Raw genomic sequence first — 14394 nt, 5'->3', positions numbered from 1 at the left:
CATCGTCCGGTTTGGATGGAGCCCTCCTGAAGATCGTGAGCTTACAGGATGGCCTGAAGCTCGGAAGGCGCAAGTTCAACCTGCGGATCAAAGTCTTCCGATCGTACATATTCGATCAGGCTGTGCAGGAACTGCTGGCCCTCCGGCGTACCAATCACCGCTTCCGTATTCAGCGGACAGACCAGAAGCCTGCCGGCGCCGACCCGGCACTCGAACAAGAGGCCCAGCTTATGGTTGCGCTCAAAATTGTCAATCGTCTGAACGATCGGCGACAAGGCTTGGGACAGATCGTCCAGAATGATCGGACGCGAGTGGGTCGCGATGCTCCACCAAGGATACGTCGAATGCGAGGCGCTTGGAAAATGCCGCAGTGCCGGATGCAAGTGATCGATCAGCAGTCCCATCGTACCGACAGGCACAGGCTTGTTCATGCTCTCCGATATCGACCGGAACATCGGGTAACACCAGAAATCGGTGCAGTACGTGCCGTCTACGGCGGATTTCAGCCGGTCTGGGTCCGGCGTAAGCAGCAGAGACTCCCCCTGCGCAAGACGCGCCAGGACGCCTGGGTCCAGTGCGGTTACCCATTGCTCGGCTGATACATCGACAGTCACTCCCGCCGGGTAGAGCCAGAGCGGGTAGGTTTTACGGATATCCGTCCCGGTGATCGCAAGTGACAAGGTGACCTGTGTCATACCCGCAGGTTCCGGAACTACGAAGGAGATATCCCCGAAATCGACGTAGTTATCGTCTTTGGATGCTTCTGCAGCCAGCGTTCCTTCGGCCAGAATCGTCCCCCCTTCTGCAACGTTCCAGACCACCTCAACCGTGTTTAGCGGTATGCCGCAGAAATAAGCCAGTTCGACGTGCGCGCCGAAACGCTCGCCGGCTGTAAAATGATATTTGTCAAAACGAGCCAGCAGCACGGCGTCGGAGCAGAACGTCCGCCACTCCTCCGGAGTCACCAAGCCTTTGCTGTCCATAAAAGCATCCAGCACACCCACAAGCGCCGTCCCTTGGCCGCTGAAATCCTGGAGGTCCAACAGCTGGAACCCTGCCAGCCGGCGGGAGCGGAAAGCAGCTTCCAGTTCCTCCTTATAGCAGTCTACCGCCAGCTGCCCGGAGTTCCAAAAGTAAGCCTCCGCCAAATGGCCGAGCCCCTTGTCCTCGAGCCGTTTCCGGAACGTTTCGAAATTGCGGGCTTTGAGGGGACCTGTGTATTTCTCGATCTCGGCAAAATTCGGGAAGGTGGCATACTGGCCGATCTCGTGCGAAACGACCGGAATGCGGGGGATCAATTGTTCTTCTACAGCCGACGCCTGCACGGTCTTCGTACCTGTTCCGTACTGGATCTGGATGCTGTTCCCGGATCCTTCCTCCGGTCCTTTACCGAAAACGGACGGCTGAATCTGCTCGTCATAATCTTTCCGGGTGCTTGGCATGTCCGTCTGCACATGGCCCTGGGGCGCGTCACACATGGCGTAGGAGCCGCGGAAGAGACGATCCCGCGAGAAGCGGACGCCGCAGAAGAAATCCTCCTCCGGGAGAATGTCCGGCACGAACTGGAAGTTGTTCGAGCCTTGCGTATACAAGGGGCGGTCATCGAACGCTTTGTAAGCGGCAAGGATCTCACTGAGGCGCGACTTGCTCCCCCACAACTCGTTCCCGAGCGACATCATGACAAAAGACGGATGATTGCCGAAGCTCTCCAGCATGGAGAACCCTTCCTGGATCAGGTATTCCTGTTCGGCGGCGTTATGATTCGGATCGGATTCGTCGGTGACGGTTCCCCAGAACGGCAGCTCCGGCTCCATATAGATCCCCAGCAGATCGGCCGCGGTAAAAGCAGCTTCCGGCGGACAGCAGGTATGGAAGCGATAATGGTTGATGCCGTACGATTTGGCAATGGTAAGCACCCGCAGCCATTCGTCAACGGTCGTCGGCGCATAGCCTGTCAACGGAAAAATGAGGCCGTCATGCTTCCCGCGCAGAAAAGTCCGGACCCCGTTAATTGTAAACTTATCGCCGTCAGCCTGAAATGCCCGCAGTCCGAATACGATTTCGGTCACGTCCAGCAGCGATCCTTCCTCGTCCACCAGACGAAGGTTCAGCTTGTACAGGTAGGGATCGAACTCGCTCCACAGTCTGGCGTCTTCACCGAGCGGGTATGTGATAACGACCTCGCGATCATCGGAAAGGCTGAACGTTTGCGCCTCCGGCCGATGCTCGGAATCGCCGTTGAATCCGTATGCTGACACGACCAGCTTGTCTGCAGAAATGCCCACGCGGCGCGCCTTGACGGTGACCGACCGGCTTGCCGCATCCGGATAGACCTGGACATTTTGCAGGTAACGCTGGCCCGTAAATTGCAGCTCGATCCGTCCGGTGATGCCGTTCCAGTTCGTCTGGGTATCCGGGGATGTAAGATGGCCGCCTTTGGTGGGGTAGTTCGTGTTGTCGACGCGAATGAGCATCGTATGCGTCCCTGCCGTCAGTCCTCCGGAGATCTCGTACACGTGGGGGGTGCTCAGACTGTTACGGCTGCCCAATTCCTCACCGTCGATCCAAACGGTTGTCACACGCGTACGCTCCAGGTAAAGGAAGCAGGGTAACCCCACGAGTGATGCGTCCACTTCAAACGTCCGTGAAAACCAGGCATAGCCTTCAAAACGATACTCATCCGTCAGCGAGCCGATCTCTGCGGCTTCGTTCCGCTCCCCTTTTCGGGCATGCGATGTCGTGCCCGGGAGCGCCATCGTATCGGCGAACGGCGTTTGCAATCCGGACTTCTCTCCATCCAATTGGAGTTCCCAAATTCCGGCTAGATTTAATGTAGTAAGCAAATGATAACCTCCTTGAGATCGTTACGCTGCATGCAGCGCATACATAGTCATAGAAACAGAAGCTGTATAAGTTGAAAATTTGAAATGAACGATAGGGGCAAGTACGTAAAATGTCCCTACGATCACTCTTGTTTTCGGATTTCTTGATTTTATGAAATCCATCTGAGGCAGAAATCCGAAAGCCAAATGAGACCGCTTCGCTTCTTCGGAATCATTTTACTCCCTTGCTTGCATCGTTTTCTTTAGGTCAACTTATATCGTCATATGTAAGACAAACTCTCGTTTTCCTGCTCTTGCCGAGCTACGAAAACGTATTCTGAAAAATTGAATAAAGTATACCCCTAGACCTTGACGAAGGTCAATCGCTTCTCAGTTACAGTACAAAAAAGCCTGAACTCCAAAAGAGTCAGGCTTCGGCATTGCGGGTCATGTGTTCCGCACTTTGGCTGCTTTGAACGTTTCAATCAGGCTGGTAAAGCTGTTCCCGGCATATCCTTGGTCCATTCCCCGCCTGAAAATCTGGAGCACGGCAGCCGGTAAAGCAGCATCAATCCCCGCATCTTCGGCAGTGTGCACGACATGCTGGACGCTCGCCACACCCATGGCCAGTTTGTCCACATCGCCGGGATGCAGCCCTTCGTCAAGGCGAGGCGTGTAGAACGCGATGAAGCCCGGCAGCGACGACAGGGTCGCTGAAGCATACGGCAGAAGCTGTTCCGCCGAAATGCCGTTTGCGTCAGCCAGCGCAAGCGCATGCAGATAGCTGAGCATGGATGTCCAGAACATGTCCATTTGGATCTGGTAATACACCATGGAAAGTCCGGGATCCTCTCCCCTGTAATCGGTGCCGGTCAGCACCTCCAGCGTCTCCTTATAAACCTCAAACGCCTCCCTTGGCCCGCTGTAATACGTGTAGGACCCGGATTGGCCGATCCCTGAAGGTGGAACCTGCACGCCGCCTGTGACGAGACGGGCGCCGCGGTCCGCTAGCCACTCCGCCGCCTTACGGGCGTTCGCCGGCGTGTCCGAGCTCAAGTTGACGATCGTTTTGCCTGCCAATTGCTCTGAGGCCGGTTCGAAAATAGTGTACATGGCGCCGTAATCGGTGAGGCTGAGTATCGTGAGCTCATTCGCATCCAAAGCTCCGCCGACCGTCTCGGCCCGGACGGCACCTTGCCGGACAAGCTCTTCCACCTTGCCGGGGGTCCGGTTCCACAAGGTCACGGCATAGCCGCAGTCCAGCAGTACGAGCGCCATCGCCTGTCCCATCGGGCCGAGTCCGATGAGGGTGACTGATTTGGAAGGGCCGGCCGCATACGAATCGCCAGCTTGACGGGTGTCTTTTGTAAAGCCTGTATTCATAGGTAAAACTCCCTTCATCACGAGATTAAGCCCATCATAAAGGTTTACACTAGTGTCAATGTCAACATAAAAAAACCGGAGCATGCTTCCGGCGCTCCAGTGCTGTTTTGGCTATACGATGTTCTTTTTCCCGTTGGTGAAGGCGATTTGCCTTTCCAGTAATGTTTTCAGCCCGTGCAAGGCTTCGATCTGCTCATTTACCTGCTGCAGCTTTCCCTCATACGTAGCCAGCATCTCCTCACAATATTCATAACCGTCAGGATCGGCCACTTCCGTTCTGAATAACGCTTTGATCTCTTCAACCGTCAATCCCAGCTTCAAGTACAGCTGGATCGCCTTGACCCGCCCGACGGCCGATTCAGGGAAATCCCGGTAATCGTTATCCAGTCTGTCGGCGATGAGAAGTCCTTGATTTTCGTAATGACGGATCGAGCGGGCACTGACATGGGTTAATTGCGACAATTCGCTGATTTTCACTCCGGGTCGCCCCTTTCCTAGTCATCTTATCTTCATTATACAGTCAGGATGGTTACAGCCACAATCCATCGTCCCCGCCCGCTTACTCTCTGTTCCGGCCGCTTTACGCTCTTGGCGTTATTTATCTGCGCAGGAATACTTTGGATAACCTTGGTTCACAATAAGATGCGACTTTACGCTCAGAACGGAGGCTTCTTATGGATAACGTTATGCTGGCACGGTCACTGTTCGGATCGTCCATGGCGTTTCATATCATCTTTGCGACACTCGGGGTAGGCATCCCCTTCATGATCGTGATCGCGGAAATTTTGTACCAGGTGAAAAAGGACAAGGACTACGCCACGCTCGCCAAACGCTGGACCAAAGGCCTCGCCATTCTCCTTGGCGTCGCCATTCCGTCGGGAACCCTGGTCGGCGTGATGCTGTCCCTCTTGTGGCCCGGCTTTATGGAAATCGTCGGCCAAGTGATCGCGCTTCCCTTCCAGATTGAGATCTGGGCCTTTTTCCTCGAGGCGCTGTTCATGTCCATCTATGTCTACGCAGCGGATCGGCTTCCGGGAACACTGCGGATTCTGAGCGTCATCTTCGTTGCGATCGGATCCAGCATGTCCGCCGTGCTCATTACCGACGCTCACGCCTGGATGAACACGCCCAGCGGCTTCCGGATGGAAAACGGCCGGGTGTTTGACGTCCATCCATGGGCGGCCGTGTTCAACCCGAGCCTGCCGACGACGGCCATGCATGTCCTGCTGTCGGCCTATATGACCGGCGCGTTCGCGGTCGCTTCGGTAGCCGCCTATAAGCTGCTAAAGCGTGGATCGTCGGACCGCGAGCGGTCCTATCACCAGAAGAGCCTGTTCCTGGGACTGCTTATCGGCGGCATCATTTCGCTCATGACGGCGCTTAGCGGCCACGAAACCGCACAAATGCTGCATGAGCATCAGCCCGAAAAGCTGGCGGCCGCCGAGGGGCTCTTTGAGACCCAAGCCTATGCGCCGCTCGCGATCGGCGGTGTCACCGATAAAGAAACCCGCAGTATTAAAGGCGCCATCGAAATTCCGTGGGCGCTCAGCTTTCTGGCGGGCAACCGGTTCGACACGGTGGTGAAGGGTTTGAACGATTTTCCGGAGGATCAGTGGCCTCCGCTGATCATTCATACGCTGTTCAACGTCATGGTCGGGATCGGCACGCTGCTGATCCTCGCATCGGCCTTTACGGTCGGTCTGCGGCTGCTGACCAAGCGCCCCTATCCGAGGTGGCTGCTGTCCGCCCTGCTGCTGGCCGGCCCGCTGTCCATGATCGGCATTGAAACGGGCTGGGTGTTCAGCTGTACGGGGCGTCAGCCGTGGACGATCTACCATATGCAGACGACGGCGTCGGCCGCGACGAAGGCGCAGCATCTCGGTTCGCTGTTTGTCCTTTTCCTTGGCCTGTATGTTTTTCTGCTCATCGTCACGGCCGTGGTGATGTACTACTATTTCAAACGGCATCCGGTCACCTTCGACGGGGTGGAGGGCGTAAACGGAGAGGGGAGAAGCCTATGAGCGACACGCAGCTTGCAATCACCATTCTCTGGTGCTTTATTTTCATCTATTCCATCGCCGGTTCCATCGACTTCGGCGCAGGCTTCTGGTCCATGGTGTTCAGCAGACGGAATCCGCATGCGGCCGACATCGCGAATCGCTTCCTGTCCCCTTCCTGGGAAGTGACCAACGTCTTCCTCGTCCTGCTCGTGGTCGCGCTGGTCGGCTTTTTTCCCCGGGCCGCTTATGTCCTGGGCACGCTCCTGCTTGTGCCAGTGAGCCTGGTGCTCGTCCTGCTGCTGTTTCGGAGCGCGTTCATCGTCTATTCGTACTCTGTCCAGAAGCATGAACTGGCGCTCCGGATCGTATCCGGCGTCACCGGACTGCTGATCCCCGGTCTGCTCGTCAGCGTGCTGCCGATTTCGCTCGGCGGATTTATTCACATGAGCCAGGGGTTTCCCCAGCTCGAGTTCGGGAAGCTGCTGACCAGCGCCACGCTGTACGCCCACGTCGGCTTCGGCATTCTGACCGAGCTGTTCCTGTCCGCCTTGTTCCTGTCCGACTACGGCCGGGAAGCCGGCGACGAACAGGTCTCGCAGCACTATCGCTCCATTGCGGTCGTTCTGGGGCCGCTGGCGCTGGCGATGGCCGTCCTGGCGACGTTTACGATGGTTCCGGAAGCGTTATGGATCGTAGCCCGAATGCAGGAGCAGTCGATGTGGTTCTTGCTGTCGGTCGTCGCTTTTGCCATCGGGTACGGTGCACTGTGGATCCGCCGGAAAAACGGCAGAAAAGGCTGGCTGCGCCTGTCCGTCGTCGCCGTGATTCTGCAGTTTGCCCTGGCGAGCTACGCCTACGGGAGAGCGCATATGCCCTACATCGTCCACCCCGACCTGACCGTGGAGGCCGGTTTTACGAACCACTCGATGTTCGTGTCGCTGCTCTGGGGCTACGGCTTCGGCACCGTCATTCTGCTGCCGGTGTTTATTTTGTTCTGGTGGTTATTCCTGAAGGACAAGCGGTACTTGCGGACAAAATAATACGATCTGAAGAAGCTGACCGGCGCCCATTGCCGGCCGGCTTATTTTGCATGGCATACTGCCGAAACATGGCGGCGTTTGAGCATAGGGAAATTGATGACAACTGTCATATCAAAGTCATGACAACCGTGAATACCGGGAGTTTCGGTCCTTTTGATATGATGAATCCAGTGAAGATCATATCCATTCGGAGGAGTTAACATTATGAAAAAACCATCTGGCACCATCCATAGTTCCGCCATACGCGGAACGGCAAGCGGCGTTTTTTTTATGGCCTTATTCGGTACGCTGTGGGCGTATACCGGCATCATGGGATTGCAGGAGTTCGCAGCTCCTTTGTGGTTAGCCGCAGCTGTCGCCATTGGGATTGTGCTGTTCATCGGAGGTGCCTCGCTGATCCGCGGGTCGCGGAAGATCAAGGATCAAAGCGCAGTAGCTGATCCCAGGCCCGGCAAACGGATCGCCATCCGTTTCAATATCGTCTTTGCGGCAGAGGGTGCCGCAATCGCCATTGCGGTTGCCGTCTGCAATGCCGCCGGCCGCACGGCGTTGATCCCCATCGTGACCGCTCTGATTGTCGGAATTCACTTTTTCCCGCTGGCCTCTTTGTTCCGGGTCAAGTTTTATCATCTAACCGGGGCATTACTGTGTCTGCTCGCGCTCGCAACACTGTTGTTCCTGCCTGTAGAGGCCAGCTTTGGTGCGGCTCACATCAATGCTTATATGTCCGTAGTCGGCCTTGGGTCCGCCCTGATCCTGTGGGGCACCGGCACTGTCATATGGTTCATGGGAAAAAGATTGCTGACGGTAAGCAAACTGTAACATCTGTCTTTCATTCCTCCACTCGCCGCATTAGAAAAACGCCGATCGACGAATCTTCAAGGAAAGCAGGCTGCACTTAGCGGAAGCTTTCCTTGCGATATCGGAAATCCAAGTCTTTAGATGCACATACTTATCCTTAATTCACGAACCGGCCAAATGCCGGTTCTTTTGTGTTACCGTCCTGCTTGAAACGTCGATAGTAAATATCGGGCGCAATATGGGCATACATAGAATGTATTCCAAAATAGAAACCGCTGCGAGGTTAATGATATGCCGGAAATTCATTTAGGGCCCGTAACCCTCAAACTAATCGTCGGATTTTTTTTATTGTTCGTGATCGTGAGATTTGCCGGAAGAAAAATCATCAAACAAATTACGCCCTTCACCTTCATCGCCTCCATCGTGTTTGGAGAACTGCTCGGGAACGCCTTGTATGAACCGAAAGTCGGGCTGTCTTATATCATCTATTCCATCTGCCTGTGGGGAGTGCTGCTTGTCATCATCGAATACCTGGGGCAAAAATCGCTGTTTTTCCGGGGGATATTTGAGGGCAAGCCTTCTGCATTGATCAAAAACGGCGTCCTGGATCTTCAGGCGCTGAAGAAAAACCGGATGAACATAAACCAGCTGCAAAGCTTGCTCCGCCAGAGCGAAACCTTCTCGATTCGGGAGGTCGCCTTCTGCTATTTGGAGGCCGACGGCTCCCTCAGCATTTTAAAAAAGTCCCGGTATCAGAAAACGACCGGGGAGGATTTGAATCTGCCTGACAAACCGGTTTACGTTCCCGTAACGATCATCCGCGACGGGAAAGTATTGTGGGACGAAATCAAGGATCTCGGATTTGACGAATCCTGGTTGAGAGCACAGCTGGAACCGTATCACATAACCGATTATAAAGACGTTCTGATCGCCGAATGGCAGGAAGGGGACGGTATTTACGTCCAGACCTATGACAATGACGCTAGCGGCAGATAGGACCTGGGGTTCCATCATTCGATTTACCAACCTTCGGATCCTGTAGAGGATAGCAGAACGAGGAACTGCATAAAAAGAGCCAGTCGCTGGATATCCTCCAACCACTGGCTCTGCATATCTGCCAAAGCTTTTGTTCGCTGACAGCTACATTCGTTAGCCTGGCTTCAACTTTACGGATAACAATATTCGTCCGGTCGTCTTACTTCAATAGACCGTATAAGTTTGTCCGGTCTGGGCACCTTCCACACTTTTCCGGAACGCTAAGGCAGCTCTTCTAGCAGGTATAGGCTCAAAGCCCGGGAAATAAGGACCATAGGTATCCATGGACTCCTCCAGTACGTTCGGGCTGACGTTGTTGATCCGGATTCCTCTTGGCATTTCAATGGCTGCCGACTGTACGAAGGCTTTGATGGCGCCGCCCGCCATCGCGGATGAGATTCCGCCCACAATGGGACTGTCCATAATAATACCGGTGGTCAGGGTAAAGCTTCCTTGATCATTTACATGGTCCAACCCCAGCAGCACGAGGTTGATTTGTCCTTTCAGCTTCCCTAAGACCGCGATTTCGTTACGTTCCGGTGTTAATTCCTCCAGCGGACCGAAGTAAGCTTGTCCAGCGGTGCAGATCACCGCATCGACCTTGCCGACAGCATCATACATGGCGATGATGCTATCAGGTACCGACATATCGACGGTGACGTCAGCCCCTTTGCGTCCGGCCGTAATGATCTCATGGCTCTGCTCCAATTCATGGCGAACCGCCGTTCCAAGCGTACCCGTTGCGCCGACGATCAATATTTTCATGTTCGAACCCTCCTGCGCCTAAAAATCATCTCACGGATGCCTGTACGAATCGGGACGTATCGTTACCCAATCACATTCACGGGCGAGCCTTTCAGGTACGCATCGATCGCCTCGACGATCCCGCGGAAGTAGGCGCGGTAGGTCGCTTCGGTAACGTAACCGATATGCGGCGTGGCCAGCACGTTCGGCATCGTCCGGAGCGGGTCGTCTAAAGGCAGCGGCTCCTGCTCGAATACGTCCAGGCCGGCACCGGCGATCTTACCGCTGCGCAAAGCATCGATCAAAGCCTCACGGTCAACGATCGGTGCCCGCGAGGTGTTGATGAGGTAAGCGGACGGACGCATGAGTCCAAGCTCCCGCGCGCCGATCAACCCTCTCGTGCGGTCACTGAGCACGACATGGATGGAGACGAAATCGCTGCTCTCCAGCAGCTCGTCCTTCGACGATGCGAGCTTCACCCCCGCGGCGGCGGCTTTGTCGGCGGTCAAGTTCTGGCTCCAGGCCATAACCTCCATGCCGAACGCCTGCCCGATGCGCGCGATGTTGCTTCCGATATGGCCGAGGCCGAGCAGCCCTAACCGCTTGCCGAGCAGGTCTACACCGATCGTGCTCTGCCAGGCTCCGCCGCTGCGCAGCGCTTCGTTCTCCTGTACCAGCCTTCTTGCGAGCCCGAGAATGAGCGCCCAGGTCAGCTCCGTCGTCCCCTCGCCGCCTCCTTGCGTCCCGCATACGACGACGCCTCGTTCCGCAGCCGCGGCCAGATCGACCGAGGCGTTGCGCATGCCTGTCGTGACCAGCAGCTTCAGGCGCGGCAGACGCCGGAACAGCGATTCCCGGAACGGCGTCCGCTCCCTCATGATGACGACGATCTCGCAATCTTCGATCGCAGCAGCCAGCTCCTCCTCGTCATCGATATGATGATCGAATACGCGGAGCTCGACGCGCTCCGCGACGGTCGACCAGTCCGTCATCGATAAGGCAACCCGTTGATAATCGTCCAGAATTGCACATTTCATACCCGTTATTTCCCCTTCCCGATTTTGGTTAGTCCAAGCTCTGCTCACTCCACCCGGACAGCCTGAATATAGACGGATTCTCCGGAAAAGCTGGAAAGCCTGCCGTTTTCATCAGAAAATATCGAGAAAAACCGGCGTACATCTTCTGCAGAATGCAGCATCTTGTTCTCTAAAGCCTCTCTCTCCGCTTGCGGGAGCCCGGCCCGCTCGCACCAATCCTGAAACCGGAACGGTTTCGGGAAGCAAACGGCCATCTCGATGCGGAAGCCGGTGCATTCGAGCAGATGAATCCACTCCGATTTCTTCCATGCCCGGACATGGCTCGGGTCCCGTAACTTTTCGATATCATTATAAAATTGATCCAAAGGGTCCTGCTCGGGAGCTACGTTGTCTATGAAGAGCAGTTTCCCTCCAGGTTTGGCAACCCGCAAGGCCTCGGCGGCAAACGCCGGAACATCTGTGAAATGATGCGCGGCGATCCGGCAGGTCACCAGATCGAAGGATTCATCTTCAAAAGGCAGCTGCTCCGCGTCTCCCGTTATGTAGCTAACGTTCTTGTGTCCATTTCCGCCGATAAAGCGTTCTGCTGCCGCCAGCATGTCACGGGTTAAATCACAGGCCGTTACATGCCGAACCAGCGGGGCAAGCGCATTAGCCACATGTCCTCCCCCTGTTGCGATATCAAGCACATTCATATTCGCATTGGCTTTGGCACATGATACGAGCCAGGCCAGATCCTCGCCTTTGGCATGGATTGCGCTCGTCACGTACTTATCCGCATTCCGGGAAAACTGCTGCTTTACCTGGTTTTTCCTCGACTCGTCCATCATAGTCCTCCCTTAATCCATCCTCAGATTCCAAATCGATTGTGTACAATAGCCACTAATAAGTTTCATAGAATGAAACTAAATATCACTTGTTGATACACGATTAAATTTAACACAGGACTTCAGCATTGTAAATGAACCACGAGCCATGTTTGAGCGGCTGTCACAAATCCCAGCATCACCTCGTTATATGTGTAAACCCACGAAAGAAGGTTGATCCCATATGATCGCAGCGGTGAATAAAAAAGAAGAAATTTTAAAGGCTTTTCAATTCAGACATGCTTGCCATGTATTTGATACCAGCCAGAAAATCCCGGATGAAGACTTCCGCTTTATTTTGGAGGCAGGAAGATTGTCTCCGAGTTCGGTTGGCCTTGAGCCTTGGAAGTTTGTCGTGATTCAGGATGCGGCGCTCCGCGAAAAGTTAAAACCTGTCACGGGCGGTGCCCTGGGACAACTGCCTACGGCGAGCCATTTTGTTGTGATTTTGGCCAGACAAGGCTTAAGGCATGATTCGGCTCATGTCATGAAAATGCTGAAAGACATCCAGCATATGCCTGAAGAAGTGGTGCAGCGGGTTTCCGGGTTCTATAAAACCTTCATCGAAACGGAGCTCGAAAATAATGACCGCCTCCTGTTTGAATGGGCATGCAGACAAACGTATATCGCACTGGCCAATATGATGACAGCCGCGGCTCAAATCGGCATTGATTCCAGTCCCATCGAAGGTTTTGATAAAAAGCAGGTGACCTCTATTTTACAAAATGAGGGTATCATCGGAGCTGGCGATTTCGGCGTATCCTGTATGGTTGCTTTCGGATATCGGCAAGAGGACCCCAAACGTCCAAAAGCAAGGCAGCGCCTCGGTGAGATCGTCGAGTGGCGGTAAGGGTTGTGTAAAAGTCCTGATTCCTTTAAGGTGAAAATAGAAAATCAGCTGCGGAAGGAGCAAGTCGGATGCAGGATCTTTACAAGCAGTACAAGAAGCTGTTATTCAAGCTTGCTTATCAGTTGACGGGTTCGGTTTCCGATGCGGAAGACGCCGTGCAGGATGTTTTTGTGAAGGTACATGATGTCCCACGGGAACGTTTAACGCAGCCCAAGGCTTTTTTGTGCAAAATGGTCACGAACCACTGTAAAGATATGATGAAATCGGCACGAAAACAAAGGGAGGAATATTACGGGGAATGGCTTCCCGAGCCTTTTCTCATGTTAAATGACGATTCAACGGAAGCATTGGAAAGAGATGATCTCCTCTCTTATGGAATGCTTGTTCTGCTGGAAAACCTGACGACCTCCGAGCGTGCCGTGTTCATCCTACGCGAAGCGCTGGGCTTCAATTACAACGAGATCGCCGAGCTTATGGAAAAAAGCGAAGTGAGCTGCCGGAAACTGTTCAGCCGTGCAAGCGCCAAGATGGGCCGGATCTCCGATGAGCCCGTTCAGATCCACCCTGAGAGCCAGCAGTGGGTTCATGGATTTATGGGAGCGCTCAAGAAAGGGAACATGGATCAGCTTTTATCGCTGCTGGACCAAGATGTCGTGCTGGTTGCCGACGGTGGCGGCAAAGTGGTTGCAACGGTCCATCCGGTTGTCTCCAGGGAACGGGTTGGCCGCTACCTTCTCGGCGGTATGCGTAAAGCAGCCATGTTTGGAGAAGGAACGACTGTCGAAATGGGGGAAGTCAATGGAGAAGCTGCCATACTGATGCGTTCGGAAGACAGCGCGGTCAATGGAGTGCTGCTCTTTCACTTCGAAGATGGGAAGATCCACAACATCTATATTGTTCGAAACCCCGACAAGCTGGGGCATATTTTCTAGCGTACGAACTGAGCACCGGTCATCCAAAAAAGTCATAGCCACGATCTGTGGTTATGACTTTTTCGCTTGAGCGAGAACGGGGGATTACTGTCCCTGCAGGCGCACAAATGTAATATAATCCACGTTGACCGGCTCCATGCCGGCTGTGCGAAGCTTCATGTTGATTTGCCCCCTGTGATACTGGCCATGCAGCGCAAGATGAGTCAAAATGTCTTGAACAGATGTCCGGTACGACCTCCCGTACTGGTTGATGTAGGAAATCACATCGACCAGACGTTCGTCGGTTAGCTCAGCGAGATATGCGCTGAAGGCTTCCCGCATCTCTTGCGCAAGACGTTTACAGTCATCCAGACTGTCGTTTGGCCAAAGCGGCAGGTGGTTGCTGTCCTGTCCCTGCAGCCGGGTGAACCACACCTGCTCCGCACGCAGAGTATGACTTAGCAGCCGGACCGCTTCGGCGTCGGATTGCCCATCCCCGCCAGCTTCCAGCGCATCCAGTATGCGCTTGTCGGCCCAATACAGCTGCTCGAACATGCTGCGAATCGTTTTCATTTCCTTAAACGCCCCCTTCATATCATCATTTCCCTTATTAAAATTCAGGTTATCTGAGGAGTTCGCCAGCCTGGACCCATTTCCTTCTATGCTCAGTTCGCATGACATAGCGATGGTTATCTCGTAAAAGCCGTTTATTCATTCGGGCCGATGAGCACAGAAGCGCTAACACAAGTCTTGAAATCCCCTCCCTCCAAGCCTTATGAAAATATTGCGAACGCATCAAAAAATGTTGCTTGCCTTGCATACAAGGCCCCATTTACCATCAATCATGCGGAGGGTGTCACCATGACTTACACCTATCAGATCGAATCGCAGTGAGGGGGTGACGG

Annotated in this window: 13 protein-coding genes; 6 read left to right on the top strand and 7 right to left on the bottom strand. The window is 54.3% G+C overall.

The window, feature by feature from the left end; all coding sequences use genetic code 11:
* Window positions 1-41: 41 nt before the first annotated feature.
* The 3 genes from BCV73_RS04935 to BCV73_RS04925 form a co-directional block, all read right to left on the bottom strand.
* Entirely contained in the window at window positions 42-2843 is a 2802-nt protein-coding gene (locus tag BCV73_RS04935; protein ID WP_089546307.1) for a glycoside hydrolase family 2 TIM barrel-domain containing protein, read from the bottom strand.
* 426 nt (window positions 2844-3269) lie between these two features.
* On the bottom strand, window positions 3270-4205 hold the full coding sequence (locus BCV73_RS04930) for an NAD(P)-dependent oxidoreductase (RefSeq protein WP_089546306.1): 936 nt from the start codon (window positions 4203-4205) through the stop codon (window positions 3270-3272).
* Between the two features lie 111 nt (window positions 4206-4316).
* Window positions 4317-4682, bottom strand: coding sequence for a MerR family transcriptional regulator (locus BCV73_RS04925; protein ID WP_076168931.1), 366 nt, complete (start codon window positions 4680-4682; stop codon window positions 4317-4319).
* A 197-nt stretch (window positions 4683-4879) separates the two neighbouring features.
* On the opposite strand from BCV73_RS04925, the gene BCV73_RS04920 reads away from it, so the two are divergent.
* From BCV73_RS04920 to BCV73_RS04905, 4 genes are all read left to right on the top strand, one after another.
* On the top strand, window positions 4880-6226 hold the full coding sequence (locus BCV73_RS04920; RefSeq protein ID WP_089546305.1) for a cytochrome ubiquinol oxidase subunit I: 1347 nt from the start codon (window positions 4880-4882) through the stop codon (window positions 6224-6226).
* Window positions 6223-7245: a cytochrome d ubiquinol oxidase subunit II gene (locus tag BCV73_RS04915; protein WP_089546304.1), complete on the top strand. Its 1023-nt coding sequence runs from the start codon at window positions 6223-6225 to the stop codon at window positions 7243-7245. The genes BCV73_RS04920 and BCV73_RS04915 overlap by 4 nt, the downstream gene beginning before the upstream one ends.
* A gap of 204 nt (window positions 7246-7449) precedes the next feature.
* Complete coding sequence (locus BCV73_RS04910) at window positions 7450-8067, top strand: hypothetical protein (RefSeq protein ID WP_089546303.1); 618 nt, start codon at window positions 7450-7452, stop codon at window positions 8065-8067.
* A 270-nt stretch (window positions 8068-8337) separates the two neighbouring features.
* Window positions 8338-9042, top strand: coding sequence for a DUF421 domain-containing protein (locus BCV73_RS04905; RefSeq protein ID WP_089546302.1), 705 nt, complete (start codon window positions 8338-8340; stop codon window positions 9040-9042).
* 204 nt (window positions 9043-9246) lie between these two features.
* Here BCV73_RS04905 and BCV73_RS04900 read toward each other — a convergent pair whose 3' ends face one another.
* The 3 genes from BCV73_RS04900 to BCV73_RS04890 form a co-directional block, all read right to left on the bottom strand.
* The gene (locus BCV73_RS04900) at window positions 9247-9846 is read right to left on the bottom strand and encodes a short chain dehydrogenase (RefSeq protein ID WP_089546301.1); all 600 of its coding nucleotides are present in this window, start codon (window positions 9844-9846) and stop codon (window positions 9247-9249) included.
* Between the two features lie 62 nt (window positions 9847-9908).
* Complete coding sequence (locus tag BCV73_RS04895; RefSeq protein ID WP_089546300.1) at window positions 9909-10862, bottom strand: D-2-hydroxyacid dehydrogenase family protein; 954 nt, start codon at window positions 10860-10862, stop codon at window positions 9909-9911.
* 44 nt (window positions 10863-10906) lie between these two features.
* Entirely contained in the window at window positions 10907-11689 is a 783-nt protein-coding gene (locus BCV73_RS04890) for a class I SAM-dependent methyltransferase (RefSeq protein ID WP_089546299.1), read from the bottom strand.
* Window positions 11690-11912: 223 nt separating this feature from the next.
* On the opposite strand from BCV73_RS04890, the gene BCV73_RS04885 reads away from it, so the two are divergent.
* Window positions 11913-12578, top strand: a complete 666-nt coding sequence (locus BCV73_RS04885; RefSeq protein ID WP_089546298.1) for an NAD(P)H-dependent oxidoreductase — start codon at window positions 11913-11915, stop codon at window positions 12576-12578.
* 68 nt (window positions 12579-12646) lie between these two features.
* Window positions 12647-13510, top strand: a complete 864-nt coding sequence (gene sigJ / locus BCV73_RS04880) for an RNA polymerase sigma factor SigJ (RefSeq protein ID WP_089546297.1) — start codon at window positions 12647-12649, stop codon at window positions 13508-13510.
* Window positions 13511-13594: 84 nt separating this feature from the next.
* Here the strand turns inward: sigJ and BCV73_RS04875 are convergent, their stop codons facing one another.
* On the bottom strand, window positions 13595-14062 hold the full coding sequence (locus tag BCV73_RS04875; protein WP_089550100.1) for a DinB family protein: 468 nt from the start codon (window positions 14060-14062) through the stop codon (window positions 13595-13597).
* Window positions 14063-14394: the final 332 nt, after the last annotated feature.

The sequence above is a fragment of the Paenibacillus sp. SSG-1 genome, assembly GCF_002224835.1.
In the GTDB taxonomy this organism is placed as follows: Bacteria; Bacillota; Bacilli; order Paenibacillales; family Paenibacillaceae; genus Paenibacillus_AQ; species Paenibacillus_AQ favisporus.
Note: the sequence above shows the minus strand (reverse complement) of the source record. Positions and strands in the feature narration are given on the sequence as shown.

Excerpts from the sequence above, each read along its gene's own strand:
- BCV73_RS04930 (WP_089546306.1), bottom strand. The coding sequence starts at position 4,205 with ATGAATACAGGCTTTACAAAAGACACCCGTCAAGCTGGCGATTCGTAT.
- BCV73_RS04920 (WP_089546305.1), top strand. The coding sequence starts at position 4,880 with ATGGATAACGTTATGCTGGCACGGTCACTGTTCGGATCGTCCATGGCG.
- BCV73_RS04915 (WP_089546304.1), top strand. The coding sequence starts at position 6,223 with ATGAGCGACACGCAGCTTGCAATCACCATTCTCTGGTGCTTTATTTTC.
- BCV73_RS04910 (WP_089546303.1), top strand. The coding sequence starts at position 7,450 with ATGAAAAAACCATCTGGCACCATCCATAGTTCCGCCATACGCGGAACG.
- BCV73_RS04905 (WP_089546302.1), top strand. The coding sequence starts at position 8,338 with ATGCCGGAAATTCATTTAGGGCCCGTAACCCTCAAACTAATCGTCGGA.
- BCV73_RS04900 (WP_089546301.1), bottom strand. The coding sequence starts at position 9,846 with ATGAAAATATTGATCGTCGGCGCAACGGGTACGCTTGGAACGGCGGTT.
- BCV73_RS04895 (WP_089546300.1), bottom strand. The coding sequence starts at position 10,862 with ATGAAATGTGCAATTCTGGACGATTATCAACGGGTTGCCTTATCGATG.
- BCV73_RS04890 (WP_089546299.1), bottom strand. The coding sequence starts at position 11,689 with ATGGACGAGTCGAGGAAAAACCAGGTAAAGCAGCAGTTTTCCCGGAAT.
- BCV73_RS04885 (WP_089546298.1), top strand. The coding sequence starts at position 11,913 with ATGATCGCAGCGGTGAATAAAAAAGAAGAAATTTTAAAGGCTTTTCAA.
- sigJ (WP_089546297.1), top strand. The coding sequence starts at position 12,647 with ATGCAGGATCTTTACAAGCAGTACAAGAAGCTGTTATTCAAGCTTGCT.
- BCV73_RS04875 (WP_089550100.1), bottom strand. The coding sequence starts at position 14,062 with ATGAAAACGATTCGCAGCATGTTCGAGCAGCTGTATTGGGCCGACAAG.